Source organism: Collinsella sp. LCP21S3_C7 (genome assembly GCF_052118485.1).
GTDB lineage: Bacteria > Actinomycetota > Coriobacteriia > Coriobacteriales > Coriobacteriaceae > Collinsella.
In genome coordinates, this window is sequence record NZ_JBQKHC010000004.1 from 68,688 (window position 1) to 93,049 (window position 24,362).

18 protein-coding genes are annotated in these 24,362 nt (G+C 60.1%); 6 read left to right on the forward strand and 12 right to left on the reverse strand.

The annotated features are described in order from the left end of the window. Positions 1-80 precede the first annotated feature (80 nt). From nhaA to ACTQ1E_RS03145, 3 genes are all read right to left on the reverse strand, one after another. Positions 81-1,439 (reverse strand): Na+/H+ antiporter NhaA, encoded by a 1,359-nt coding sequence (nhaA, locus tag ACTQ1E_RS03135; RefSeq protein WP_154515038.1) that lies wholly within the window; start codon positions 1,437-1,439, stop codon positions 81-83. Between the two features lie 263 nt (positions 1,440-1,702). Further along, on the reverse strand, positions 1,703-2,626 hold the full coding sequence (locus tag ACTQ1E_RS03140; protein ID WP_427718922.1) for a manganese-dependent inorganic pyrophosphatase: 924 nt from the start codon (positions 2,624-2,626) through the stop codon (positions 1,703-1,705). Between the two features lie 166 nt (positions 2,627-2,792). Next, a complete protein-coding gene (locus ACTQ1E_RS03145) occupies positions 2,793-3,746 on the reverse strand; it encodes an ROK family protein (RefSeq protein WP_441564681.1) in 954 nt (317 codons plus the stop codon). A gap of 340 nt (positions 3,747-4,086) precedes the next feature. On the opposite strand from ACTQ1E_RS03145, the gene ACTQ1E_RS03150 reads away from it, so the two are divergent. Further along, entirely contained in the window at positions 4,087-4,806 is a 720-nt protein-coding gene (locus tag ACTQ1E_RS03150; protein WP_441564683.1) for a GntR family transcriptional regulator, read from the forward strand. Between the two features lie 72 nt (positions 4,807-4,878). Beyond that, positions 4,879-5,811: a type I phosphomannose isomerase catalytic subunit gene (locus tag ACTQ1E_RS03155; RefSeq protein ID WP_441564685.1), complete on the forward strand. Its 933-nt coding sequence runs from the start codon at positions 4,879-4,881 to the stop codon at positions 5,809-5,811. 287 nt (positions 5,812-6,098) lie between these two features. On the opposite strand, the gene ACTQ1E_RS03160 is transcribed toward ACTQ1E_RS03155, so the two are convergent. Both ACTQ1E_RS03160 and ACTQ1E_RS03165 read right to left on the reverse strand, forming a co-directional pair. After that, entirely contained in the window at positions 6,099-9,002 is a 2,904-nt protein-coding gene (locus ACTQ1E_RS03160) for an ATP-dependent helicase (RefSeq protein WP_441564687.1), read from the reverse strand. 146 nt (positions 9,003-9,148) lie between these two features. Then, the gene (locus ACTQ1E_RS03165; protein ID WP_441031338.1) at positions 9,149-10,129 is read right to left on the reverse strand and encodes an undecaprenyl-diphosphate phosphatase; all 981 of its coding nucleotides are present in this window, start codon (positions 10,127-10,129) and stop codon (positions 9,149-9,151) included. 242 nt (positions 10,130-10,371) lie between these two features. On the opposite strand from ACTQ1E_RS03165, the gene ACTQ1E_RS03170 reads away from it, so the two are divergent. Further along, positions 10,372-10,809 (forward strand): universal stress protein, encoded by a 438-nt coding sequence (locus ACTQ1E_RS03170; RefSeq protein ID WP_154515052.1) that lies wholly within the window; start codon positions 10,372-10,374, stop codon positions 10,807-10,809. Between the two features lie 224 nt (positions 10,810-11,033). Here the strand turns inward: ACTQ1E_RS03170 and ACTQ1E_RS03175 are convergent, their stop codons facing one another. From ACTQ1E_RS03175 to purH, 4 genes are all read right to left on the reverse strand, one after another. Then, positions 11,034-12,077 (reverse strand): sensor histidine kinase, encoded by a 1,044-nt coding sequence (locus ACTQ1E_RS03175; protein ID WP_427728528.1) that lies wholly within the window; start codon positions 12,075-12,077, stop codon positions 11,034-11,036. Between the two features lie 9 nt (positions 12,078-12,086). Beyond that, the gene (locus ACTQ1E_RS03180) at positions 12,087-12,758 is read right to left on the reverse strand and encodes a response regulator transcription factor (RefSeq protein WP_154515056.1); all 672 of its coding nucleotides are present in this window, start codon (positions 12,756-12,758) and stop codon (positions 12,087-12,089) included. A 177-nt stretch (positions 12,759-12,935) separates the two neighbouring features. Continuing rightward, the gene (locus ACTQ1E_RS03185; protein WP_441564689.1) at positions 12,936-13,643 is read right to left on the reverse strand and encodes a hypothetical protein; all 708 of its coding nucleotides are present in this window, start codon (positions 13,641-13,643) and stop codon (positions 12,936-12,938) included. 278 nt (positions 13,644-13,921) lie between these two features. After that, entirely contained in the window at positions 13,922-15,529 is a 1,608-nt protein-coding gene (purH, locus tag ACTQ1E_RS03190) for a bifunctional phosphoribosylaminoimidazolecarboxamide formyltransferase/IMP cyclohydrolase (RefSeq protein ID WP_441563308.1), read from the reverse strand. 277 nt (positions 15,530-15,806) lie between these two features. Here purH and ACTQ1E_RS03195 point away from each other — a divergent pair, with 277 nt between their 5' ends. Further along, entirely contained in the window at positions 15,807-16,448 is a 642-nt protein-coding gene (locus ACTQ1E_RS03195; protein WP_427728515.1) for a GNAT family N-acetyltransferase, read from the forward strand. A 273-nt stretch (positions 16,449-16,721) separates the two neighbouring features. Here ACTQ1E_RS03195 and ACTQ1E_RS03200 read toward each other — a convergent pair whose 3' ends face one another. Further along, complete coding sequence (locus tag ACTQ1E_RS03200) at positions 16,722-18,665, reverse strand: DUF2207 family protein (protein ID WP_441564691.1); 1,944 nt, start codon at positions 18,663-18,665, stop codon at positions 16,722-16,724. A gap of 639 nt (positions 18,666-19,304) precedes the next feature. On the opposite strand from ACTQ1E_RS03200, the gene gluQRS reads away from it, so the two are divergent. Further along, positions 19,305-20,201 (forward strand): tRNA glutamyl-Q(34) synthetase GluQRS, encoded by an 897-nt coding sequence (gluQRS, locus tag ACTQ1E_RS03205; protein ID WP_441564724.1) that lies wholly within the window; start codon positions 19,305-19,307, stop codon positions 20,199-20,201. A 15-nt stretch (positions 20,202-20,216) separates the two neighbouring features. Here gluQRS and ACTQ1E_RS03210 read toward each other — a convergent pair whose 3' ends face one another. Next, positions 20,217-20,942 carry a metallophosphoesterase gene (locus ACTQ1E_RS03210; protein WP_441564693.1) on the reverse strand — a complete coding sequence of 242 codons (726 nt, stop codon included), beginning with the start codon at positions 20,940-20,942 and terminating at the stop codon, positions 20,217-20,219. A gap of 85 nt (positions 20,943-21,027) precedes the next feature. Then, a complete protein-coding gene (locus ACTQ1E_RS03215) occupies positions 21,028-21,267 on the reverse strand; it encodes a hypothetical protein (protein ID WP_441564695.1) in 240 nt (79 codons plus the stop codon). On the opposite strand from ACTQ1E_RS03215, the gene ACTQ1E_RS03220 reads away from it, so the two are divergent. Continuing rightward, on the forward strand, positions 21,240-24,356 hold the full coding sequence (locus tag ACTQ1E_RS03220; protein WP_441564697.1) for a DUF3427 domain-containing protein: 3,117 nt from the start codon (positions 21,240-21,242) through the stop codon (positions 24,354-24,356). The genes ACTQ1E_RS03215 and ACTQ1E_RS03220 overlap by 28 nt on opposite strands. Positions 24,357-24,362 lie beyond the last annotated feature (6 nt).

A 24,362-nucleotide genomic window follows, 5' to 3' on the forward strand; every position in this document is an offset into this window, starting at 1 on the left:
GCCGTTTGTGACAGTGCTCACAAACGGCATTTTTTCACACGAGGGCATCCGGGGCATGTCCGGCCCCGGTTTTCGCGCTCCTACTCGTCCTTGGGCGAAGGGTGCTTGCAGACCACGCTCATGTAGATCATGCCCAGCACGGCCGCGGTAACAGAACCGGCAAGAATGGCGGCCTTGGCGGCCAGAACCTCGAACTGGGCCGTCGGGAAGGCGAGGCCGCTGATGAGGATCGACATGGTAAAGCCGATGCCACCCAAAATGCCCACGCCGGCGATCATATGCCAGTTAACGTTATGAGGCAGCTCGCAAGCCTTAAGCTTGACCAGGGCAAACGTCACGCCAAAGATACCGATCGGCTTACCCAGCAGCATGCCAAAGTACACGCCGAGGGTCACCGGGTCGGTAAGCAGCACGCTCATGTCCACGCCCACCAGGCGAACCTGCGCGTTGACAAACGCAAAGATCGGCAGGATCACAAAGTTGACCGGCGTGGAGATCAGGCGCTCCATGCGGATGAGCGGCGGGGTCACACGGTGCATGACACGCTCGACCTTGGTAGTCGAAAGGGTAAAGTCGTGCTGGCCCAGGATGTGCGCCTCGTCGTCGTAACGGTCGTCGAGCAACGGCAGGTACTCGCCAAGCCAATCGGTAAGGCTATCGAGCTTAACACCGCACTTGGCCGGGATGGTGAAGGCCAGGATGACACCGGCAAGCGTGGCGTGTACGCCGCTCTTAAACATGCAAAACCACAGCAGCAGACCAAGCACCGAGTACGGGGCAAGGCGATAATGCTGAGTCTTGTTGAGCCACACAAGTGCGCAGGTCACAACTGCAGCGGCACCCAGCCAAAACGGACTGGGGCTCTGGCCGTAGAAAATGGCGATGGCGGCGATGGAGATGAGGTCGTCGGCGATGGCGAGCGTCGAGAAGAACACGCGCACGCCGTTGGGCACGCGATTGCCCAAAAGCGACAGCACGCCCAGCGCAAAGGCAATATCGGTTGCCATGGGGATGGCCCAACCGTTGCGGGCGCCGGCATGGTTAAAGATCAGGTAGATGCAGGCGGGAACGACGACGCCGCCCACGGCTGCCAGCATGGGAAGCATGGCCTGACGCGGATTCTTGAGCTCGCCGACCGTCATCTCGTACTTAAGCTCAATGCCCACCAACAAAAAGAAGATCGCCATGAGAAAGTCGTTGACGAAAAGCTCGACGGTGAGGCCAGCCGTAAGGTTGCCCAGACCCACATACAGCGGGGTCTCCAAAAAGTGATGGATAGCCTCGTAGACATCGGTGTTGGCGCAGATAACGGCGGCGATGGCGGCGATGACCATGACGGCGGCGGAAATCGTGCCGTTCTCGGCGATGCGCTCCCAGATGTCATGACGTTCAAAGCGCTTGCGCTCACGAACGTTGAACAGCTGCTCAGTTGCTGCCATGGGCGGCTCCTTTCACGGGAAAGCTCCCGTCTTAAAAAAGCACGGCCCGCCCAAGTGGCGGCACCGCGCTCCAACGTATTACGCTTGCATCTAGCCTACCCTGCACGACAAGCACGCAGGCGTGGCCGAAAAGCGGAACCACAGGTTGAACATTATTTGCCCAACGGTACGGGCGCCCCTGTCCAATAGAGGACGCGGTCCCGCGCACAAAAAACGACCGGAGCGCGGGGCGTCCGCGGTCCGGTCGTAGCAGGCTACAAAACCTAGCAGGCGGCCATGATGGGGGCAGCGACCTGCTTCTTACGGGAGAGGACGCCCGGCATCCAGACGCCGTCGTGCTCGTCGGCAATGCCCAGGCCCTTCTGAGCGGCCTCGGTCTCGCCCTCGAGCAGGACCTGCGAGCCCTCCTCCATGATGTCGGTGATGCACAGGACGATGCCGTCGGCACCCTTCTCAGCGGCGTAGGCGCGCATGGCCTCGCGGATCTCGTCGATCATGCCGAGCGCACGGCTCTTGTCGACGGTCTCGTACTGGCCGATGAGCAGCTTCTTGCCGGCGGGCTCGAACATCTTGATGTCGTTGCCGACCATCTCGGCTGCGGTGAAGGAGCCGGACGGACGGGTGAGGAAGACCTCCATGCCAAACTTGACCGGGTCGACGCCCACCTGCTCGCCGAGCTTGGCGGCGACGGCGCGGTCGACATCGGTGGTGGTGGGGCTCTTGAGCATGAGCGTGTCGGTCATCATGGCCGAGAGCAGCAGCTTGGCCTGAACGTCGGAAAGCTCAACGCCGAGCACGCCGGCGAGCTTAGTGACGATGGTGCAGCTGGAACCCCAGGGCAGGCAGATGTAGTGCAGCGGGCCGGCGGTCTCAAAGTCGCCGATGCGGTGATGGTCAACGACGCCAAAGACCGTGGCGTCCTTAAGGCCGGCGACGGACTGGGCGGACTCGTTATGGTCGGTGAGAACGACAAGCTGGCCGGCCTCGACGGACTCAATCACGCGGGGCTCGGCAATGCCGGCGTCTGCGAGCAGCTTGGCGGACTCTGCCGGAAGCTGACCAAGAGCGCAGACCTCATAGGTGTTGCCGGCATACTCAACCTGATTGAGCAGCTGAGACAGAACGACGGCGCTCATGATGGCGTCGTTATCGGGGTTCTGGTGACCAAAGACAAGAACGTTTGCCATGGGTATCCTCCACTTGGTATGTGTACTTAGACGTAGCTATGGTAGCACGCTGGCAGCTGGCCTTTGGGGACGGAAGGGCCACGGCATATTTTGTGGCAGGTATGGGGGCCAAGGCTGTCCCTTTTGCACCATGTTGGTGCAAAGTAACCTGGCCCCCTTGCACCAGCTATTTACCGGCAGCGCGCAGGGCTACGTAGGCAGAACCGATGATGCCGGCGTCGTTTCCGAGCGAGGCAACCTTAATGGGCGTCTCACGCGAGGCGGAAAGCGCGTAGCGCTGGAAGTACTCGCGAACCTTATCGAGGTAGACATCGGCCGAGGCGGAGGCGCCGCCGCCGATCAGGAACATCTCGGGATCGACCACGTTGGCAATAAGCGCCAGGGCGCGGCCGAGATAGTCGGCCATGGTATCGGCCGCGGCCAGCGCGAGCTTATCACCCTCGCGGCAGGCTTGGAACACGTCCTTGGAATCGGAGGGGCCGGTGAGCTCGATGGGCTCGACGCCCGCCTTCTTGCACTCGGCAAGGTAGTTGCTCACCACGCCGGTGGCGCTGGAATACTGCTCCAGGTGGCCACGGCCGCCGCAGCCGCAAGTACGCTCCTCAGCCGGATTCAGGCACATATGGCCAATCTCGCCGCCGGCGCCCACAACACCCGACACCACATCGCCGTTGACGATAACGCCGCCGCCCACGCCGGTACCGATGGTGACCATCACCACATTCTGCACGTCCTTGGCAGAACCGAGCCAAGCCTCGCCCATGGCAGCGGCGTTGGCATCGTTCTCGTACTTAACGACCGCATCGGGGCAGTGCTCCTGAATAGCGATCTTCAACTCGGGCAGGTTAATGGCAATGTTGGCCTTGACCTTGGCATCGCCCGCTGCCGGAATGGGGCACGGAACAGCAAGGCCAATGCCCGCCACAAAGGCACGCGGAATCTGTGCCTTGGCGACCACCTGGTCGATAGCCTCGGTCACCGCGGCAAAGCCCGCAGCGTCAACGATGGGAGGCGTGGGCACGCTGACCTTCGCAAGCAGGTTGCCATCCCCGTCGAACAGGCCCTCCTTAACCGAAGTGCCGCCGACGTCGATGCCGATGTAGTACTGCTTAGGTTCCATAGGGGCCCGCCTTTCTCGTTTAAACATTGTCTGTATGGTACCGCTCCCAAGGCAAAAACCTACCAAAAAGGGACAGGTTTGTTTTGGTAGGTTTTATCTGAGGAAATGCAGAATACAGGATTCGGTTCGCTGGGTGCTAAATCGGTTCGGCCCCGTCCTCGGACCGATTAGATTTCTCAACACGACATTATTCGAATGTATATTAATTTAGAGCGCTTTTATTTTTAGCGCAAAGCGACTTTTAGTAATATATCTATCGAACTTTTCAATGACTCAATAGGGATACTTAGGTGTTGAGTATACTTTCTTTTATACTCAATCAAGTTGGAAAGGAGGTTCCATGATTCCCAAATACGAGGCGATAGCTGCAGATATTCGTCAAAGTATTGAGGATGGCGCTCTTAAACCAGGCGACAAGCTTCCCACCGTCGTTGAGTTCTGCGAGCTCTATAGCGTTTCCAAAATCACCGTCAAACGAGCTATCGAGCAAATCACCGAGGAAGGTCTTGTTACCAGCCGTCGTGGATCGGGTACCTACGTTAAGGACACGGCGGGACTTCCCGGCCAGGCGTTTTTCCAGGGCAAAAACGACCGTGCCCAGGGCTTTTCGTATGAGCACCGCGGGGAGAAGGTGACCTCGGTGGTCTACGACTTCTCGATTGTTAATCCACCAGCGGACATCGCAGCCCAGCTGGGAATTGCCGAGGATGACTTTGCCTATCACATCGTGCGCGTGCGTCAGGCCGATGAGAAGCCCATCGTTATCGAGTACACCTACATGCCCCTCGAGCTGATTCCGGGCCTTAAAAAGAAGGACCTGTACGGATCGGTCTACCGCTTTATCCGCGAGCAATGTGGGCTGAAGATCTCGAGCTTCCACCGTACCATTCGCGCCGTGGCAGCAACCGAGGAAGAAGCCGAGCGCCTGGACACCAAACCTGGCTCTCCCCTGCTCGAGCTCAACCAGATTGGCTTTTTGGACAGCGGCGCGGCCTTTGAGTATTCGGTCTCGCGCAACGTTGGCGACCGCTTTGAGTTGCACAACGTAACGTTGGCATAGGTTTTTGTAGTCATGCGGGCGCTCGTTTTGAGCTGTTTGTGCAACGCCCGCGCAACACAATGGGGTATGAATATGTCCGATTTGATTAAACTGACGCCGATCTTCCACGAGAAGATCTGGGGCGGCCGCCAGCTCGAAACCGTATTTGGTTACGACATTCCCGAGGGTCCCATCGGTGAGTGTTGGGCCATCTCGGCCCACCCCAACGGCGACTGCCAGATTGCGGAAGGCCCGTATGCAGGCCACACGCTGTCGTGGCTGTGGGCCGAGCACCGCGAGCTCTTTGGCAGGTGCGAGGGCAAGGAGTTCCCGCTGCTCATTAAGATTCTGGACGCCAAGGACGACCTTTCGATCCAGATTCATCCCAACGACGAGTACGCTGCCAAGCACGAGAACGGCAGCCTGGGCAAAACCGAGTGCTGGTATGTGCTGGACTGCGAGCCCGGCGCCACAATCATCGTCGGCCAGCGCGCGCATGACCGAGCCGAGGCCGCGCAGATGATCGAGGACGGCCGCTGGGACGACATGCTCAACGTGCTGCCGATCCACAAGGGCGACTTTTTCCAGATTGATTCCGGTACCGTGCATGCCATCAAGACCGGCACGCTCATTTTGGAGACGCAGCAGTCAAGCGACGTGACGTATCGCCTGTACGACTACGACCGTCCCGGCACCGACGGCAAGCTGCGTCCGCTGCACATTGAGCAGAGCCTCGATTGCATCGATTTTGACGCTCAGGCTCCGACCGACGGCACGATAACCGCGCCCGAGGTGAACGGCGTGACCGAGCTCGAGTCTAACTCCTGCTACACCGTCGATCGCGTGCGCGTCGACGGCAGCAAGACCTTGGAGCAGCGCTGGCCCTTCATGTGCCTGTCGGTCATCGACGGCGAAGGCACCGTCTGCGGCGACCCCGTCCACAAGGGAAGTCACCTGCTGGCACCCAGCACCGTCAGCTCCATCGACCTCGAGGGCAAGATGGAACTGATTATCAGCCACCTCTAGGTCGCGCCAACAACCAAAACGCAACAAGGGGCTCTCCCGACCATGTACGGAAGAGCCCCTACTCGTATCTATCTATCAGCCCACCCGGCTCTCCAGGTCAAAAAACGAACGAGCAGAGCAACGTTCGCAAGCTGCAGGCCAAAACGCCACAAGGAAGAGGGCGCGCCGGGGGCTTTGGTCGATCGCGAGTTCCGCACGAGCCGGAGAGCACTTAATGTGCTCTCCGTGCGAGCAGGACTGTCCGAGCAGGCGACCAAAGCCCCCGGCGCGCGCGGCCAACCTCGCAGTTAGGCATTCAGCTTAACAATCGGAGCGAAGCCTTTCATTAGCTTTTTGGTCTGGCCGGTCTTTTCGAATTGGACCTCGATCATGTCTCCAGCGACCGAGATCACGGTACCCGTGCCAAAGGTCTTATGACTCACGGTATCGCCCGCGGCAAAGTCCTGCGACGCGCTGGCGCGATCGACCTTGCGCTCCACTGTTGGGGACACCTTAGACGACGGCTTTTTGGCTCGCGGTGCGCCCGAGCCAAAGGTCGAGGCAACGCGACCGGCGTCGGGCGAGACCCCACGATGGCGCTCGGTCCCGTAGCTGCTGCCGCCAAAGAAATCGTCGAAGCTCGATCCGCCGCGCGAACCGGAACCGCCGGTCGAGCGCGTATGCGAACCAAACACCTTGCCGCCATACATATCCGAACCCATGCCCGAGCCAAAGGTGCCGCGACGGTCGCCGCGCTTCTCCCAGCCCGTGCCCTCAAAACCGGCAGAACCGATACCGCTAAACTCGATATCCTCAAACGGAATCTCGTTGAGAAAGCGCGAACGCGGGTTGGCGGAGGTCGAACCGTAGGTGCGACGCGTGGCCGCATAGGTCAAGAACAGGCGCTTGCGGGCACGCGTGATGGCGACGTAGGCCAGGCGACGCTCCTCCTCGAGCTTGCCCGGATCATCGCTGCCGCCAAAGTCGTGCACGTGCGGAAAGATACCCTCCTCCATGCCGGCCACGAACACCGCCGGAAACTCCAGGCCCTTGGCGGAGTGGATGGTCATCATGGTAATGGCATGCGTCTCGCCGGCCAGGGAATCCAAGTCGGAGCGCAAGGCCAGCCACTCCATGAGTGCCGGCAGCGCCTTACAGGTGAGCGGACCGTAGGTACGCTCGATCTCGCCGGCATGCACGGCACCCGCCGACAGCTCCGTCGGCGCGGCATACGCGTTGCCTGCGATGGCGGCGGCCAGGGCATCCTGCGGAGACAGCGCCGGAGCGGCCAAGCCATCGAGCGGATTGGAGCCCGCGGCGTCACGGGCGCCGACGAGCGCCTCAAACGAGGATGCCGGGACAGATGGTCCCGGTTCGGGCGCAGACACGCTCACCACGACGGGCTCGGGCTCGGCGCCGGCAGGCACGTCGGCAACACCGGCTGCGCGCAGCTCTTCTAGGCTCTCGAGCGTACCCTCGATATCCTCGTGCGTCTCCTCAAATTCCGCCGCAACGCCCAGAAATTCCTGGATGTTCTCGGCGCGGCTCTCAGATTCCATGGTGCCCTCGACGCGAAACGCCTGCAGAAGGCCCGTCTTATCGACGATCATCTCGACAACGTCCTTGAGCTCGCCGTCCATGCGGCGGCCCTCGCGCACCAGTGAGACAAAGCTCGACAGGCCGTTGCGCACCCTGGCGCTAAACATGCCGGTTTCGGCGCACGCGATCTCGCAAGCCTGGAAGAACGAGCAACGGTTGTCGCGTGCCAGCTGCTCGATCTTTTGGATTGAGGTGGAGCCAATGCCGCGGCGCGGTGTGTTGATGACGCGCTTGACGCTCATCTCGTCGGCCGGGTTCACGATCATCTTGAGGTAGGCCATGACGTCGCGAATCTCGGCACGGTCGAAGAATCGAGTGCCGCCCACGATCTTGTAGGGCACGCCCGCGCGCAGAAACATATCTTCGAGAATACGCGACTGGGCGTTGGTGCGATAAAACACGGCGATGTCGTCGTAGCTCGTGCCTTTGGCATGCAGTTTCTCGATCTCGCCGGCAATCCAGCGGCCCTCGTCGCGCTCGTCGCTCGCCTGGAAGGCCTGAATCTTCTCGCCATCGCCCTCGGCCGTAAACAGGCGCTTGTCCTTGCGCTGCGAGTTGTGGCGCACCACGGCGTTGGCGGCGTTTAGGATATGGCCCGTAGAGCGGTAGTTCTGCTCGAGCTTAACGGTCTTGCAGTTTTTAAAGTCCTGCTCAAAGTCCAAGATGTTGGTGATGTCGGCGCCACGCCAGCTGTAAATGGACTGGTCATCGTCGCCCACAACCATGAGGTTTTGGTACTTGGCGGCCAGAAGGTTGGCGATTTCGTACTGGACGTGGTTGGTGTCCTGATACTCGTCGACGCTAATGTAGCGGAAGCGCTCCTGGTACTTGTCGAGCACCTCGGGGCGGGTGCGCAGCAGTTCGAGTGTGCGCACGAGCAAATCGTCGAAGTCCATCGCGTTGGCGGCGCGCAGGCGGCGCTCCAGCTCCAGGTAGACCTGCGCGGCCTTTTTGTCGTTGGGGCTATCGGCGGATTTGAGCATGTCCTCGGGGCCGATCATGGCGTTTTTGGCCGAACTGATCTTGCTGCGAATCATGTTGATGGGGAACTGCTTTTGCTCGATGCCGAGCGCCTGCATAATGTCACGCACCATGCGCTTTGAGTCATCGTCATCGTAGATGGTGAACTGACCGGTGTAACCCAGCAGGTCGGCGTCCTCGCGCAGCATGCGCACGCACATGGCGTGGAAGGTGCACACCCACATGCCGCGGGTACCGCTGGGAATGAGCGCCGTCAGACGCTCGCGCATCTCGGCCGCGGCTTTGTTGGTAAACGTGATGGCAAGAACCTGCCAAGGCTTAACACCCAGGTCGCCGAGCATATGCGCGATGCGGAAGGTCAGGACGCGGGTCTTGCCCGAGCCTGCGCCGGCGAGGACCAGCAACGGGCCCTCGGTGGTCAGGACGGCCTCGCGCTGGGCGGGATTAAGGCTGTCGATGTCGACGAGCGGCTTGACGGGCTTGGGTGCCGGCGCGGGAACGTCGTAGATGTCGAGCGGAACGAGCTCGGGCTCCGGCGCAGCGGGGGCGGTGTATGCATCGAGCGGCACGGGTTCCGGCGCGGGCGGCGCGGGTACCGCGGCGTTCTTTTCCCAGGGCAAGGGCTGGGTCATGGGCGACTCCTCATCTGACGGACGGCGCGCCTGCGGGCGACGCCATAGTTTGAGCCGTACCAGTATACCGAGCCGCGCGGACACCGATGCAAATCACACCACGACTCCGTGCACCCCGCTCTGGCCGCCGCGCAGCGTCGACCAAGTTACAGGCCGAGCATAGGCTCCAGAACAAAGAAGTACGCGAGCACCACGATGCCCAGAATAATGCGGTAGACGCCAAAGCACTTAAAGTCGTGACGGCGAACGAAGCCCATGAGCCACTTGATGGCGATAAGCGAAACCACAAAGGCCACGACGCAGCCCACGCCCAGAATGGCAATCTCGTTGGTGCCAAACGTACCGCCCTTAACGAAGTACTTGACCAGCTTGAGCGCGCTCGCGCCAAACATAACGGGAATGGCCAGGAAAAACGTGAACTTGGACGCCACCGAGCGCGTGCAGCCCAGCAGCAGGCCGCCGATGATGGTGGAGCCGGAACGTGATGTGCCCGGAATCAACGAAAGCACCTGGAAGCAACCGATACCCAATGCGGTCTTCCAGCTCAGGTCCTCGAGCGTGGCGATGGATCCAAAATCCAAATCCTCGTCATCGTCATTGTCTTCGGTAATATCCGCCGCAGGCGCCGCGAAGTGTGCACCGGCGGGACGCCCGCCCGCCACCACAGCACGCGAACCAAACGAATCGGCAAGAGCGGCGTTCTCGCGCTTACTCGCACGCCAGTTCTCAATCACGATAAACAACACGCCGTACACGATGAGCGCCAGCGCCACGACGGGAGCGTTATAGAAATGCTCCTCCATCCAGTCGTTGAGCGGCAGACCGATCGCCGCGGCGGGAATACAGCCAAGCACAATCTTGCCCCACAGCACCCAGGTGTCGCGACGACCCTCCTTGCCCTTGCTGGGCGAGAACGGATTTAAGTCGTAGAAGAACAGAACGCAAACGGCCAAAATGGCGCCAAGCTGAATCACGACCAGGAACATATTCCAGAATGTCTCGCTCACATTCATCTTGACGAACTCGTCCACCAAGATCATGTGGCCCGTCGACGAAACGGGCAGCCATTCGGTGATGCCCTCGACCAGGCCCATAAAGGCAGATTTTAGAAGCTCGATGATATCCAAAGGGACCCCCTCGTTTGTCACCCGCCGATAGTTGTTCTGCGGACGGTTGCGGGCGATGTCCCATTATCAACCGTTCGGCCGCGGCCGCGCCCACCCTTACCAAAAATCTCGCCCGTTCACAGAATTGCGAGCGGTCAAACCGAAATCCTTGGGTATAACTGCAACAAGCTAAAGTGTCCGGCGGCCAACACGTCGTCCGATGCACGAGCCCCGCGCCCGTGCGATAGACCAAGGAGGAAACCATGAACGAGGGCTATACCAAGGTATTTGTTTCACTCGACGGTACTGAGCAGCAGGATTTTGTGCTCACACGCGCTATCAAGGTCGCCGCAAACAATGGCGCCAAGCTGATCATCGGTCACGTCATCGATTCCACGGCGCTCGAGAGCGCCGGTTCCTATCCGGTCGATCTGGTCAACGGCCTGGAGGAGGCCTTTAAGAACTCCATCGCCAAGCAGCTCGAAGAGGCCAAGGCTAATCCCAACATTCCCGAGGTCGAAGTCATGATTCGCGCCGGCCGTATTCGCGAGACGCTCAAGGACGAGATGCTCGACGTGGTCAAGCCCGATCTGGTGCTCTGCGGCGCTCGTGGCCTGTCCTCGATCAAGTATGCGCTCCTGGGCTCGATTTCGACGTTCCTGCTGCGCAACACCGACTGCGACATTCTGGTCGTGAAGTAGCGTTGCTCCCACCGGCCGCGGGACCTGCGGGGTTTCCTAAGGGCACGTCCTCGCCGCGTTGCGGCTGCGGGATGTGCCCTTAGGAAACCCCTCCCGGCCCCGCGGCCTTCGCAGCCTTACTTCAACGAGTTGGCTGATAGAAAAATGGCGTGCCGCCCCAAACGGGGCGGCACGTTTTGTTCGGGGCGGCACGTTTTTGTTTGGGCGGACGTCTGCCGCGTGCGTTACTCGAAGTATTGAAACTTGTTGGTCGAGAAAGCGAATGTTACGACAAAGCCTTCGCCGGAGTCGGATGCCGCGGTGACGTCGATGCCCATCTTGGAACACAGGCGCGCCACCAGGTAGAGGCCGATGCCCGTTGCGCGCTTGGTGGTGCGGCCGTTATCGCCGGTAAAGCCCTTCTCGAACACGCGCGGCAGGTCAGCCGCGCTCACGCCGCAGCCGTTATCCGCGACGGTAAGCTCGATGCGCTCGCTTGCCAGGCCCTCGTCCAGCAACGCACCCGAAAACACAATCTTCGCGCCGTCCTCACGCGCATATTTAATGCTGTTCTGAATGAGCTGGCCCAGAATAAACTCGAGCCATTTCTCGTCGGTGAACACCTCAAAGTCGAGGTTCTCGCACACCGGAGCCACGTGCGCCGCAATGAGCTCGCGCGCGTTGGCTTTAATCGCGCCCGTCACCAAGCTCTTGAGACCCCAGCGGCGAATTAGGTAGTCGCGCTCTACGACTTCCGAGCGCGCATAGTACAGCGCCTGATCGATATAGCGCTCCACGCGAGCCAGCTCGCGACCCAGGTCATCCACGCGCGACAGGTCGTCTTCGCTGCCGTCCAGGTTTTCCAAAATCAGATGAGCCGCCGCCAGGGGCAGCTTGGCCTCGTGGACCCAGCTCTCGATATAGTCGCGGTAGTCATCGGTCTGGCGCCGGCCTTCCGCCACCTCGTCGCAAGCGGCTTTGCCCACCCGGCGCAAGACCTCATATTCGAGCTCGCCCTCGGCATAGGTCGGGCATTGCACCATCTCCTGCACCCATGCGGGGCTCCCCAGCTCCTCTGCCGCGCGCTCCAGCTGGCACAGAAAACGACGACGGCGCACGTACTCGATCACGATGCCCAGCATGCCAAAGATAAAGGACACACCGACCGCCACGACCACGATGGATGCCGGGGCGCCGGCGACCGTCAGTACAAAACAGCTCAGCAGCACGCCGCAGGTCCACACGGCAACGGGAAGCAGTGCATCTTTAAAGAACTTGGCAAACGACATAACCGGCCCCTAGACCGAATAGCCTTGGCCGCGATGCGTCGTCAAATACCCCTTGATGCCGATTTTTTCGAGCGTGGTGCGCAGGCGGTTGATATTGACGGTGAGCGTATTGTCGTCCACGAAGGCGTCGGAGTCCCACAGGTCCTGCATGATAGCCGAGCGCGAGACGATCTTGCCCGCGCGGCCCAAGAGCAGCGAGAGGATACGCAGCTCGTTTTTGGTGAGCTCGGTACTGTCGCCGGTTGCCGTATTGGTGACCATGGAGCGGGCGAGGTCGAGCTCCAGCCCCTTGTGGACGAGCGTGCTGCGATCGCCCGCCGCCGCGGTGCGGCGCAGCAACGCATTGATGTGCGCCACGAGCACACGGGCGCTGTAAGGCTTGGGAACAAAGTCGTCCGCGCCAAGCGTCATGGCCATGACCTCGTCGATCTCGGTCGTGCGCGACGTGAGGACGATGATAGGAACCTCGGATTCGTGGCGAACCTCGTGGCAGATATGTTGGCCGTCCTTGACGGGAAGCGTGAGGTCGAGCAACACCAAGTCGGGCGCGGCGGCAAGGATATCGCGCGAGACATGCTCAAACGATTCGCAGGCCTCGATTTCAAACCCGGCGCGGGCAAGGATGTCGACAAGCTCACGACGAATGCGCTCGTCGTCCTCAACGACATAGATCAGCGCCATGGATTCCGCTCCCCTCTTGGTTGTCTTGCCCCATTATGACCGCGGAGCCGCAGGTGCGTGCCTCGCGAGGCACCAAGGTGACAGAACTGTTCGCGAACGAAAGCGTTTGGCTCGCCCCTCGCTCGCAACGGGAGCGAGGATCAAATGATTATTAAATCCCCGTCCCAGGAAAATCATTTAGCGGCGGGCACGGAGCTTTTCGTAGCCTTCGGCAAAGAAGGCAACCGTAGCGGCGTCGGACTCGACGGCGTCCGTCTCGGCGGCAGGGACCACGCCGTGCTCGTCACTCACCAGGAACAGCGCGCCCTTGAGCTGCGCGGGAATGTCCACGCGCGTGACCGGGATGCCCTTGGTCTGGGCCAGCTGCTCGATAAGCGTCGCCGTGCCACACAGGCACTCGTCCGCCGGTGCCACAAAGGCCAGCTCGCCGTTGTTGACGGCGGCGAGCAGCTCGGGCGCCACGCCGGTTTCGTCGGCCTCGGAGCGGGCCTCGGCGGAGCGGGCACGCAGCGCCTTGGCCGAAGTATCGGCCAGCGGCTCGTACTCCCCCACCGTCATGGCGGCATTGCCGTTAACGTCGATCACCAGCATGAGCACGCCGTCGCGCGCGGTGTAATCGCCCTCGGCAAGCGACCACTCAACGTGCTGCTTGGCCCAGCTGAGCATGTTATGGGTGAGCGGCTCGCCCTGCACCAGGCGCTCGGACAGCGCACGAATGTGGCGGTTGAGCATGGGCACCTTTTTGTTGGACATGCGCCAACGGCAGACAAGCGCGGGCTTGTCGAGCGTAAACTTCTCGACCGCCTCCTGATTGGCGCAAAAGTCCTCGTACGCACGCTGGTCCTCGGCATTGCCAAACAGCTCGGCATCATCCACAACGGCCATATCCAACCTTTCTCAAAAACATACACCGCACCGTTATACCCAAAAAAGCCGCCTGCACCAACCGGCACGGGCGGCAATAGATAGCTTTAGCTCGGGGCGAGCCAATACCGCTGGTGGAGCATAAGCCAGCGAGCCGGACCCAAGTACCTCAGGTCGCCGCGAAAGAGGAGCGACGCGTACTTCTGTACGCGAGCGACGGTTTGAGCGGCGAGATGAGGTGCTTGGGGCCGGCGCAGCGTCGAGCAGTTACGCGGTTTGGTAAAACCGCGTAACGATCATTAGTGGCGGAAGTGGCGGGCGCCCGTGAAGACCATTGCGATGCCATGCTCGTTGCAGGCCTGGATGCTCTCGTCGTCGCGCTTGGAGCCGCCGGGCTGGATGATGCAGGTCACGCCGTGCTCAGCAAGCACGTCGACGTTGTCGCGGAACGGGAAGAACGCGTCGCTTGCGCAGGCAAAGCCGCCCTTCTCCACGCCCTCGCGCTCGCAGAAGTCCTCGGCGCGCTCGCAGGCAAGCAGTGCGGAGTCAACGCGGTTGGGCTGGCCCGGGCCCATGCCAATGCCGGCCTTACCCTTGGAGACCAGGATGGCGTTGGACTTGACGCCCTTGCAGACCTTCCAGGCAAACTCAAGCTCGGCCATCTCGGCATCGGTGGGCTTGCGGTCGGTGGGGAACGTAAAGGTCGCGGGATCCTCGATCACGTGGTCGACCTCCTGCACCAGCATGCCGCCGTCGATGGAGCGCAGCTCCACCTCGGCGCCGTGGTCCACGCCGCCGGTAGCCAGCACGCGCAGATTGGGGCGCTTGGCCATGCGCTCGAGCGCCTCGGCGGTGTAGCTCGGGGCGATGATGACCTCGACGAACTGCTTGTTCTGATCGGCAAAGTGCTCAACCAGCTCAAAGGGAACCTCGCGGTTGCAGGCGATGATGCCGCCGAAAGCGCTCTTGGGATCGCAGGCAAAGGCGCGGTCGTAGGCAGCCGTGATGTCCTCGGCAACGGCGGAGCCGCAGGGGTTCTGATGCTTGAGGATCACGCAGGCAGGCTCGTCGAACTCGCGAACCAGGTTCCAAGCGGCATCGGCGTCCAAATAGTTGTTGTAGCTGAGCGGCTTGCCCTGAATCTGCTCGGAGCCCACGAGCGGGAACTGCGAGCTCGCGGAGTTCTCGCAGCCATCGGCAAAGCGGTAGACCGTAGCCTTCTGCTGAGGATTCTCGCCATAGCGCAGGTCGTCGACCTTCTCCAGCGAGACCTCGAGTTTGGCAGAGGTGTCCGCCACGTCGCTTGCCTGGGCAGCAAGCCAACGGGAGATAGCCGTGTCGTAGGCGGCGGTGGTCTGGTAGACCTTCACCTGCAGGCGACGACGGGTGGAAAGCGTGGTGCAGCCACCGGTCTCGCGCATCTCGGCCAGGACGGCATCATAGTCGGCCGGGTCGGAGATGACGGTAACGCTCGCGGCGTTCTTGGCGGCAGAGCGAAGCATGGAGGGGCCACCGATATCGATGTGCTCGATGGCATCCGCGAAGGTGACCTCGGGGTTGGCGACGGTCTTCTCGAACTCGTACAGGTTGACGACGACCAGGTCGATCAGCTTAATGCCGTGCTGGGCTGCCTCCTGCATGTGCTGCTCGGAATCGCGGCGAGCCAGCAGCGCGCCGTGAACCTTGGGGTGCAGCGTCTTGACGCGGCCGTCCATCATCTCGGGATAGCCCGTGAACTCCTCGATGGGGGTTACGGGAACGCCCGCGTCCTCGATGGCACGAGCCGTGCCGCCCGTAGAGATGATCTCGACGCCAAAGTCGTCAACCAGCGTCCGTGCGAAATCGACGACGCCCGTCTTATCGGTAACCGAGATCAACGCGCGTGCGATCTTCACATCAGATCCCATGCAGTCCTCCTGTCTGGTACGCCGCCGTGCTCTGTGAGTCGGTGATACGTCGATCTGCAGCGCTCGCGCAGCGGCATTGAAAATACTGATTCAATGTAGCGCATCGAGCGCATCGATGCACCCCGTAACGGGCGCATGTGCAGAAAAAGCTTGCGAGCGGGGGTTGCAGGAGCGCCACTGGGCACGGTGAGTTGATGGAACACAGGGGCACCATAATTAGATGCCAACGGCATGGTAGAACTGTGCTCGATATGCATCCGCAATAGAAAGAGGCACTATGGTCTCGCGGGTTCTCTACCGACCGTTTGATACCGAAGACTTCGACGCCATCGCGCTGATCTTGCAGCAGCTTTGGCATAACAATTCGGATAACGAAGAGTACAACCGCCTTGAGGCCGCGTGCGATCTTGCCTATTGCCTTTCTTCCTCGACGTTTTCGCAGGTCGCCGTAATCGACGGCCAGGCGCGCGGCATTGCACTCGCACGTGCGGGGCAAAGCAGCGGTGCCACCGTTAAGGAGCATTGGATGGATACCGAACGCGCATTGCTGTCGCAGATGCGTGAGCTGGAGCCCGATGCCTGTGCCGAGTATCTCTCGTTTGTGCGCGCCACCATTCGGACCAACAACCGCCTGCTCGAGAGCAGCCCGCTGCCGCATGACAACGAGGTCACGTTGCTTGCCGTGGATCGCGATGTCCACGGCCTGGGCGTTGGCTCGGTTCTGCTCGATGCCGCGGTCTCGCACCTGTCCTCGCGCGGAGCGTCGAGAGCGCACCTGTATACCGACTCCAACTGCTCGTGGAAGTTCTACGAGCTGCACGGCTTTAAGCGCACGGCCACGCACCGCGCCAACCGCGAAGAGCGCCGCCACGACATGCCGCGCGAAAGCTTCCTCTACGAACTCGACCTGACAGCCTAAAACCGGCAGTTAAGGACGTCCCCTTTGTGCCGGTGCCCCGGGACACCCCTTGGCAGCAACCACACCTAGTCGTTGGGGACGTTCTTAAATGACTAGTCGCCAGGGACAGTCTTGAACAAAAGAGTCGCCGAAACCCTCGCTGGCATCACCCTATAGAGGAGTCTGCAAATAGCGGTGGGCAAAAGTAAAAGATCGGCGCATTTTGGCGCATAAAAAGGGGATGGGCTTTCCCCGACGGCTGCCGAGAAAAGCCCATCCCATAATTTAGGACCGCTAGAACGTTCCGCCGCCGCCTCCGCCGACGCCGCCGCCCCCGCCGCCCGAGAAGCCACCACCGCCGCCGCCGCTCGAGCTATCGGAACTCGAAGCCAGCTCACGGATGCTCTCGTGATACACGCCATCGAACGAATCGAGCGGAGACTGGTTTCCGTAGTGATGGTAGTACCACCAGTAACAGGGGTAATTGTCGTAGAAGCCGTCGGCCTCGCGCACCTCGGGCGGCACGGCCTCGGCAAGCTGACGCAGAACTTCCTTGGAAACGCCCAGCGCCGCACCCATCACCAGAAGTTTATTCCACAGCACCAGATCGCCGGGGACGGCTTCCTTTAGACGCGTGAAGTCCTCGAGCCAATGCTTGAGCGCCTTGCAGCGAGCCGCCACCTCGGCGCCCTCCGGCGTAAGGCGGCGGAACGTAAGGCCCACGCCAATACCCATCAGCACAATCGGCACCGAGATAACCGCGGCGACAATGTTCACCTGTGCGCCGTCGGTAAAGAAGATGGATCCCACGGGAACAAAGGCGATCAGAGTACCAAGAACCAGGCAAAACACCATTGCGACAATGCCGTCCGAGGCAACGTACTCGCTATCGGCCAGTTTGCCCTTAACGGTGCTCTGATAGTCCTTGAGCTTGTCGCCCACGGGCGAAGCGTGCTGCTTAACATAGTGTTGCAGCTCGTCAAACGTGCGCGAGCGATCGCCGTTCTCGTCGGGCTTAGCACCGGCAAAGAAAACCTTGAGCACCATGCGGTCAATGCCCTTGGCCGACTTCCAGCCCGCATCACTCACCGTCACACGATACGTCTGCTCCTCTTTTTCGCGACGGAGCAGGCCCTTCTTGCCCTTGGTCGCGATTGCCTCCTCTAACTTGATCACGCGATCGTCGGTGAGCTTCATGAGCGTGGCGATATATGCCTGATCGGGCACCTCGTTCCAGCTCATGAGGGCCGAAAGCACGGCGGGATGGTCGGCCGAGGGCACGTCGCGGAAGTATTCGTCCTGGAACAGCGGTTTGGGCTTGCGCTTGCGCAACTTGAGCACGGCGATTGTGCCGGTAAAGGCCACCGCCGCGACAACGCTAACCACGGCAAGTGCATTGGCGATCATGCGGGCGTGAGCGCGGCGGGCGTTGGCCTCCTCGGCCCACGCCTTCTCCTCGCTCAGAATTGTCGGCATGCGTTCCTTGCCCGAGGCGGCGAGCTGCGGCACCCAATCGCTGGGGAAGGCGATGCGCGCCTCGGCGAATTCGCCCTGATGCACGCAGGGTATGGTATAGGTGACCATGGGCTCGTCCGCGTCGAGCGACACGTCGCCCGTGAGCGGACCGTGGCCCCATGCACGGAAGTTATCGCCCTTGACGGCCGCCGTTCCGGCAGCGGCATTTGCGAAGTAAACTTCCATCTCGACGTCATCGGAGTCCGCAGACCAGCCGTCGCCCACAAACTTCCAGTAGAGCTCGGCGGTATCGGACCAGTTCATAACCGCACCGCTCATGGTGTAGCTCACGTAATAGATCGCGCTGTCGCCGCTCTCGTGGGGGCTGAACACCTTGATCTTTACGCCGCCGTCGGACTGCTCAACCGTATAGACGCCGTTGTCGCCTTTGTTTGCATAGTCAACCCTGCTAAACGCGGCATCATCTTCCTCGACGCTCAGCACATCGACACCCGCCGTACCACCCTGCTGGTTGGTGCCCGTATTGATATCCCAATACACGCCGTTGATGTCGTCGTCGAAATCAAACCGGCGTCCCTCGACAACGGTCAGCGACCCATCGGCTTCAACCGTGGCACCGATATAGGTTTGGGTCATGGAATACCCGTCGGCACGTGCAACGGCGGGCAACAGCAGCAGCACGCACGCGACGAGTGCGCAAATGGAAGCAAATCGCGCAAGCAGGCAGCGCTGCCGACAAGCATTGGCAACGGGGGCGTTCATAGGCACATCCTTTGTCTGTAAAACCAACAGCGCCATTGTCCCACGTTTGCGGGTACACATGACGAACATCTAGGCGACCGGAGCGCCAAACGGGATGAAAGTCATGCCTGCCGCCAGCAGCTAATCATTGGGTAGTCATTGGGGACGTTCTTAAATGACTAGTCATGAGGGACACCCTTGGCATGGCCCGCGCCAGCAATAGATACCACTTCACAGCTCCGTCACAGGTGTAGCAGCTTTGTGTGGGCGCGGCACGCGCTGATTGAGCCGCCAGCCGAGGGGCATAAAGCAGTTGAGCGAAACCGGTTTGCCCCTTTGCCGTTCGCTCGAGGATCATGTCCCCCTTTTCCGCGGAAACCCCGGCAGTTGCGAAGAGCTGCCGGGGTTTCTGTTGTCTAAGGTACTGAGTTGATCGACAGGAATCAAAGCACCGAGCCTGCGGCCCACCATACGCAATGCGGGGCCTCGACAACTTGCGGACCACAGTGACGCCTCCCCATCGCGCCCCGCGCTATACTCGTCCGCATGGATATCAACGCACGCAACATAGCAACGCCCGCCGCGAACGCGCCAACAACGCCGCCCGCCTCCGTTCCCGTACCTGTCGTAGGCCGTTTTGCCCCGTCGCCCTCGGGCCGCATGCACCTGGGCAACGTGTTCAGCTGCCTGTGCTCGTGGCTTTCGGCCCGCAGCCAAGGCGGCAGCATCGTGTTACGCATTGAGGATCTGGACGATCGCTGCAAGCGCCCGGAACTTGCCGCTCAATTGATTGACGACCTGGCCTGGCTAGGGCTTGAGTGGGACGAAGGCCCCTACTACCAGCACGATCGTCTGGACCTGTACGAAAGCGCCTTGCGCCGGCTGAATGACGCCGACCTCACCTATCCCTGCTTTTGTACGCGTGCCGAACTCCACGCCGCGAGCGCGCCGCATGCCAGCGACGGCACGCCCATCTACCGCGGCGCCTGTCGAAACCTTTCTGTCGAAGAGATCGCCCGCCGCAGCGTTCTGCGCGCCCCGGCCACGCGTCTGCGCGTGCCTACCGTCGATGACCTCGCCGGCGACGTGATCGAATTCGTGGACCGTACGTACGGCGCCCAATGCGAGGCACTCGCCACCGAGTGCGGCGACTTTTTGGTGCGCCGCAGCGACGGCGTTTTTGCCTACCAGCTAGCCGTGGTGGTCGACGACGCTGCCATGGGCATCACCGAGGTCGTGCGCGGATGCGACCTGCTGGGCTCCACGCCCCGCCAAATCTACCTGCAACATCTGCTGGGACTTCCCACGCCGCATTACGCGCACATTCCGCTGCTCATGTCGCCGGACGGCCGCCGCCTTTCCAAGCGCGACCGCGATCTGGACCTGGGCGAGCTACGCGCACGCTTTGGCGCACCCGAGGCGCTGCTGGGCTGGCTCGCCGGGCAAACGGGCATCACACCGGACACCACGCCGCGCTCTGCCGAGCAGTTGGTCGAGCACTTTAGCTGGAATGTCATCCGCGCGCACCGCGAGAACATCACCGTAACGGCCGAGTAGCCAAATACCTCGCCCCTACGCAACGTCCCAGGGCTGGAGTTCGTCGCCCAAGCGAACGATGCAGTCGTAGAGCACGGTATGGCGCTCGGCAGGGTTGGCATCCCGATGAAAATGCCCGTAGTACCAGCGCTTGTAGGCCAAGCGGTCTTCCAGCTCATCGAAAAATGCTGTAAGTCGGTCGACGTCGGGGCAATTCCAGCCGGGCGCAGGATAGAGCGTGGGCGAAAGCATGCGCGTAGAGCAGGTGTGGGTGACCACGTAGTCAACCTTCCAGCCCACGCTGTCGAGCTTTGTCCGCGCCTCCTCAAAGTTGCGCTCGTCCGGCAGCTCCTGTGGCCACCAGCTGGAATAGGGAATGCGGTATTCCTTATCCACGCTCGTGGCGCCGCCCATGGTAAAGATCGTTGAGCCGTCGAGCTCAAAAACCTCGCCGCGCGTCAGGCGCCGTATGGGAGAGGTATCCGACAGGCGTTGCGTTAGCCCACCGTGCCACAGCTCCATGGGACGCTCCGCCCAGTGATCGAAACGCTCGTGATTGCCGTCGACGAACAGCACGGTATAGGGACGCGATTCCAGCCAAGCGATGTCGGCGCACTCCTCGGCAGAGAAATCCCACGGAAAGCCAAAGTCGCCGGCGACAAGCAGATAGTCTTCGCTCGTCAGACTATCCCCAAGATCCCAGTCGCGCAGCTTTTGCATGTCGACGCCGCCGTGAATATCGCCCGTCACATAGACCGTCATCGGATCACCGCTTCCCCGTAAGTAGCTAGTCCACATTCTGCACGATCACTAAGCCAACCGTTCCAGCCCTTCCATCCCTTAGGGCTTACCCCTCGTTCTTCCATCCAAACGGATCAAGCACCCAAAAAATCAGATCGAGCACGCCGCCGGTCATCATAGCGCCGGCAAAGGCCATGCAAACGCGCAGAGAACCGGCACTTCGGAGCACGTCGAATGGTCCCAGAACAGCCAACAGCGCGACCGCTGCGCCGACCACGCACAGCGCGAGGCACGGCCCCGCGTCCTTGACGCACTTCTTTGCGAGATGCTTGGTGTTATCACTCATCAATATCGGACTCCTTAGAGGGCCGTTGTTTGGGTACATGCCGCCGCGGCAGAGCAGGGCGGCAGGGTAAGTGTCACATGCCGTGCGGACATCAATGGAGAAACCACGCCCCTCAGACCAAAGCCGGCAATCAATACCGTCATATGCCCAAAACACGAACGATCGATCTGTTATCCTGGCGCCAACATAGTCTTTCGAAAGGTTTGGCCGGGATGACTACGCAGCAGCAGATTGATATTGAATTCGACTCGCTTGCACGCGAGAACGATTCACCCAAGCTCATCGCCAACTCGAAGGCGACAGGCGGAACACTACTATCCGTTATCAAAGAGCAGCTCTCAACCTGCAGCTCCTTTGACTTTTGCGTAGCGTTTGTTGCAGACGGCGGTCTTCAAATCCTGGTCGAGGCGTTCCAGGAGCTCAAACAGCGTGGCATTAAGGGCAGGCTGCTCACGTCCACCTACCTCAACTTCAATTCACCCGATGTATTTCGCAAACTCCTGGAATACGACAACATGGAAGTTCGCGTATTCCAGGGTAATTTGCATGCCAAGGGATACATTTTTGATAAGGGCGAGACCAGCATGGTTATCGTCGGCAGCTCCAACATGACGCAGGCTGCCCTCACCTGCAATAAAGAGTGGAACGTGCTGTACCAGACTGTCGAGAACAGTCGCCTGCTCGGCGAACTGAGGGGCGAGTTCAATTCGTTGTGGAACGACACCTCAACCGTTTTGCTTTCCCAAGACTGGATTGAGAACTATGCCGCATATCGCTCGGCACGTCCGCCAAAGCCCAAATCGAAACCGACATTCAGATCTGCGGAAACGCCGGCGCAGAATGACCTCGAAGAAATCAAGCCCAATAAAATGCAGCAGCGCGCCCTTGAGGCGCTCGGCGTAATCCACCGCAAGGGCGAGACCCGCGCCCTGCTGGTCTCGGCAACCGGCACCGGCAAGACCTTCCTTTCGGCGTTCGACGTGCTCGCAACTAAACCCCGGCGCGTCCTCTTTCTTGCGCACCGCCGGCGCATTATCGACGCCTCCCGCGCAAGCTACGAACGCCTCTTAGGTAGTACCTATACGTTCGACACCTATCAAACTGACAAGAATATAAGCAATGCTACCTGCGTGTTTGCCATGTGTTCTTCGGTCGCCAAACATCTGAGCGATTTCCGTCCCGATGAGTTCGAGTACATCGTCATCGACGAGGCCCACCGCACGGGATCCCAGGGTTACCAATCCATCATGTCGCACTTTACGCCTCGGTTTTATCTGGGCATGACCGCTACACCCAATCGCACCGACGGCTATGACGTCTTCGCTCTTTTCAATCACGTCATCGCGTTCCAGATCACGCTGCAGGACGCTTTGGCCGAGGAGATGCTTGCCCCCTTCCATTATTTTGGCATTCACGATCTGGAGATTGACGACGAAACGGTCGAAGATATCGCCCTGTTCGGGCGCTTGACGTCCGACGAGCGCGTGCGTCATATCACCGAGAAGATCGAAGAATATAGCGTCACCAAAAGCAATCGCAGGGGCTTAATTTTTTGCAATCGAAACGCCGAGGCCAAGGAACTGTCACGCAAATTCAACGCTCTCGGATATCGAACGGTTGCGATTAGCGGTCAAGATCCCGATGAGGTCCGCGATGCCGCGATCAGCCGACTTGAAGCCGGCGAGCTCGAGTACATTTTCTCGGTCGATATCATGAACGAAGGCGTCGACATCCCCTCGCTCAATCAAATCATCATGCTTCGACGCACCGACTCCGCAATCATCTTTATTCAGCAGCTCGGACGAGGTTTGCGCTTGAATGATGGTAAGGAATACGCACTGGTGCTCGACTTTATTGGCAACTACCAGAGCAACTTCCTGGTGCCCATCGCGCTTTCGGGTGACAAGACATATAACAAAGACCGCCTGCGCCGTCTTGTTCAAGAGGGCGATTCGGCGATCCCCGGATGCTCGACCGTGAGCTTCGATCGTATTTCCGAGGCACGCATTTACAAGGCCATCGACGGCGGCGATTTCACCTCCGTCAGGTTTTTGAAAAACGAATATCTCGACTTGCGCCAAAAACTCGGCAAGATTCCCTCGCTGCTCGAATTTGATCGTAACGGCTCCATCGATCCGCTGCTTATCTTCAAGAATAGCGGCCTGGGCTCCTACCACGTATTTCTTTCCAAATACGAGCCGGACTACACGGTTCAATTTTCCTCTGATCAAACCAAGATTCTCAAATTTATTTCTCAAAAACTTGCCGCGGGCAAGCGATTCGAAGACCTCTATTTGCTTCAAACGCTCGTCGAAGCCGGACACGAGGGCTACCGGCATATGCGCGAGGCTGCGCTTAGGAACCACCGCGCACAGCTTAAGGACAGCGCCGTTAGGTCGGCAATCGCAGTCCTTAAGGGCGACTTTGCCACTCCTAAGGATTTCGTTTCCCTGCTCATTGACGATGGAACCGGACCTCGTCTGACCGAAGTGTTTGCGACCGCTCTGCGCAACGCAGAGTTCAAACGTCAGATTCTTGAGGTGCTGGATTTTGGTATCGCGCGCAACCGACTCGACTATGCCGAGACGTACGAAAACACAAATTTCGTTCTCAACGCCAAGTACACGTACGAAGAGGTTTGCCGCTTGATGAACTGGGAAAAGAACATCAACGGCCAAAATCTTGGCGGCTATTTTTACGACGAAAAGACCAATACATTCCCTGTGTTTATTAACTATGACAAGGCGCCCGACATTAGTGAGTCAATTCAGTATGAAGATCGCTTTGTTTCGCCGAGCAAGCTTATCGCAATCTCCAAGGGCAACCGTACGCTCAACTCTCCCGAGATTCTGCGACTGCAGGTATGGCCGGAAAACGGCCTGAAGACGTATTTGTTTATGCGAAAGAATAAGGACGATAAGGGTGGCAAGGAGTTCTATTTCTTAGGCGAAATGCATCCGACCGGTGAGTTCGAAGCTATTAAAACTAAGAGCGGCGACAACGCCGTTGAAATCGAATATGAGCTCAATGTGCCTGTACGACAGGACATCTACGAGTTTATGCTCAGCGATTTGAGCGAGGCCGAGTAAAAAAGA

What these genes read in the sequence shown, in the direction of transcription:
- ACTQ1E_RS03175 (WP_427728528.1), bottom strand. Translation starts at nt 12,077, where the DNA reads ATGTCGTTTGCCAAGTTCTTTAAAGATGCACTGCTTCCCGTTGCCGTG.
- ACTQ1E_RS03140 (WP_427718922.1), bottom strand. Translation starts at nt 2,626, where the DNA reads ATGGCAAACGTTCTTGTCTTTGGTCACCAGAACCCCGATAACGACGCC.
- ACTQ1E_RS03185 (WP_441564689.1), bottom strand. Translation starts at nt 13,643, where the DNA reads ATGGCCGTTGTGGATGATGCCGAGCTGTTTGGCAATGCCGAGGACCAG.
- ACTQ1E_RS03195 (WP_427728515.1), top strand. Translation starts at nt 15,807, where the DNA reads ATGGTCTCGCGGGTTCTCTACCGACCGTTTGATACCGAAGACTTCGAC.
- ACTQ1E_RS03155 (WP_441564685.1), top strand. Translation starts at nt 4,879, where the DNA reads ATGTCCGATTTGATTAAACTGACGCCGATCTTCCACGAGAAGATCTGG.
- ACTQ1E_RS03150 (WP_441564683.1), top strand. Translation starts at nt 4,087, where the DNA reads ATGATTCCCAAATACGAGGCGATAGCTGCAGATATTCGTCAAAGTATT.
- ACTQ1E_RS03170 (WP_154515052.1), top strand. Translation starts at nt 10,372, where the DNA reads ATGAACGAGGGCTATACCAAGGTATTTGTTTCACTCGACGGTACTGAG.
- ACTQ1E_RS03215 (WP_441564695.1), bottom strand. Translation starts at nt 21,267, where the DNA reads ATGAGTGATAACACCAAGCATCTCGCAAAGAAGTGCGTCAAGGACGCG.
- ACTQ1E_RS03180 (WP_154515056.1), bottom strand. Translation starts at nt 12,758, where the DNA reads ATGGCGCTGATCTATGTCGTTGAGGACGACGAGCGCATTCGTCGTGAG.
- nhaA (WP_154515038.1), bottom strand. Translation starts at nt 1,439, where the DNA reads ATGGCAGCAACTGAGCAGCTGTTCAACGTTCGTGAGCGCAAGCGCTTT.
- ACTQ1E_RS03200 (WP_441564691.1), bottom strand. Translation starts at nt 18,665, where the DNA reads ATGAACGCCCCCGTTGCCAATGCTTGTCGGCAGCGCTGCCTGCTTGCG.
- ACTQ1E_RS03210 (WP_441564693.1), bottom strand. Translation starts at nt 20,942, where the DNA reads ATGACGGTCTATGTGACGGGCGATATTCACGGCGGCGTCGACATGCAA.
- ACTQ1E_RS03160 (WP_441564687.1), bottom strand. Translation starts at nt 9,002, where the DNA reads ATGACCCAGCCCTTGCCCTGGGAAAAGAACGCCGCGGTACCCGCGCCG.
- purH (WP_441563308.1), bottom strand. Translation starts at nt 15,529, where the DNA reads ATGGGATCTGATGTGAAGATCGCACGCGCGTTGATCTCGGTTACCGAT.
- gluQRS (WP_441564724.1), top strand. Translation starts at nt 19,305, where the DNA reads ATGCACCTGGGCAACGTGTTCAGCTGCCTGTGCTCGTGGCTTTCGGCC.
- ACTQ1E_RS03145 (WP_441564681.1), bottom strand. Translation starts at nt 3,746, where the DNA reads ATGGAACCTAAGCAGTACTACATCGGCATCGACGTCGGCGGCACTTCG.